The sequence below is a fragment of the Chimaeribacter californicus genome, from assembly GCF_002858675.1.
Taxonomy (GTDB): Bacteria; Pseudomonadota; Gammaproteobacteria; order Enterobacterales; family Enterobacteriaceae; genus Chimaeribacter; species Chimaeribacter californicus.
In genome coordinates this window covers 1-1,362 of record NZ_PJZF01000068.1, presented here as the reverse complement: position 1 = coordinate 1,362, position 1,362 = coordinate 1, and the positions used below count along the sequence as shown (strand labels likewise).

At 53.2% G+C, this 1,362-nt stretch carries 1 protein-coding gene and 1 pseudogene; both read left to right on the top strand.

The annotated features are described in order from the left end of the window. A pseudogene (locus tag CYR55_RS23700) lies at positions 1-536 on the top strand (baseplate J/gp47 family protein); the annotation flags it as partial. A 1-nt stretch (position 537) separates the two neighbouring features. Then, a partial coding sequence (locus CYR55_RS22830) for a phage tail protein (RefSeq protein WP_101818580.1) occupies positions 538-1,362 on the top strand: 825 nt, incomplete at its 3' end.

Below are 1,362 nucleotides of genomic sequence, written 5' to 3'. Positions count from 1 at the left end.
CTTACTACCTGAAGCAGAACATTCCGGCCAGCACCTGGCTAAATGCATGGGGGGAAGGGGAGCAGGAAAAGATTGATGGGGTGCTGAAGCTCGACAACATCAACCGGATCTTTATCTGCGGCTGGTACCCGGGCAAAACCCAGGCGGAGATGGCAGCCCTGGTAACAAAAGCGCTGGCCACTGTGCCCAATCCGCTGAACAAACGATACACCTACACGCCGGCAAATATGCTGCCGTTCACCATTACGCTGAGCGGCGAGATCCCGGCGAGCCTTACCCAATCGGTTATTCTGGCCTCATTGAAAAGTGGTCTTGAGAGCCAATTTGGTAAGGACTCATCGGAGTTTGACCCTTACGGCACTGGCGATTTCCAGCAAATTAAGCTCAAAGACATCTGGGCTTATATCAATAACCTGGGGCATTTCGACGATTTCACGCTCACCGTATCCAACATGGCCACCCCGAACGGCTACAACGATTTCGTGTATCTCGATGTGGCCAACTCCATCCTGAACCTGACCTATACGGAGGCCTAACATGGGTTTAGTCTCCGGCTGGCTCAAGAGCAGGCTGACCCCGACAAAGCAGAATTCTGCAATGTACGGCGGGATGGCGGACATTGTGGAAGCCCTGTTTATCTCCGTGGTAGAGCCGTACCTCACGCGCATCACTGAGCGAAAATCGTTTTTCTCAATGTCTGATGCAGACCTCGACACACGCATCGAAGAGATGGGGCAGTTTTTCACAATCCGGGCAAGCGACGCCTCAAGTAAGCCAATGCTGTTACAGCAGCGGCTCGATGAAATCCACTTTAAGGGCACAGAACGGCCGATCACGCAGACTTTTTACCGTGAATTTCATGGTATCCCAATCACCTGGCAGCCCCTTTATGCGCCGATCGATACCACTACTTACCCTTATGGCCAGAACCTGGTGGCGGAAAATAACCTCGCCTCCACAGGCGGGGTCTATGGGGACATGTTCCTCACCTCACGGGGCGTCATCAGTATTCCGTACCAGGAGCTAACGGATCTTATTGTCAGTGGTGAAAACCCCGACATTACGACAGTTTCACAGGTTACCGAAGCTGCCCTGACCAAGTTCAAACAGGTAGTGGTGCCGCTGCTGCCCCTGCATATCGTTTTTGACGGTTTGCAGCTGGTTTACGAATGGATGCTGACCGAGCCGGCTGATGTGGCGTGGCTTGAGAGTGAGGCAGTAGCCACGACGTTTGCACCAACGATTGAGATCAAGGAGTCCGCTGCGCTGGTGGCCGTGAAAGTGATGTTGGCTGAAATCGATGCGGTAGACGCGGAAGTCCAAACCAATGACCTGGCCAAGTTCGATAACGTGCTGTTGGAT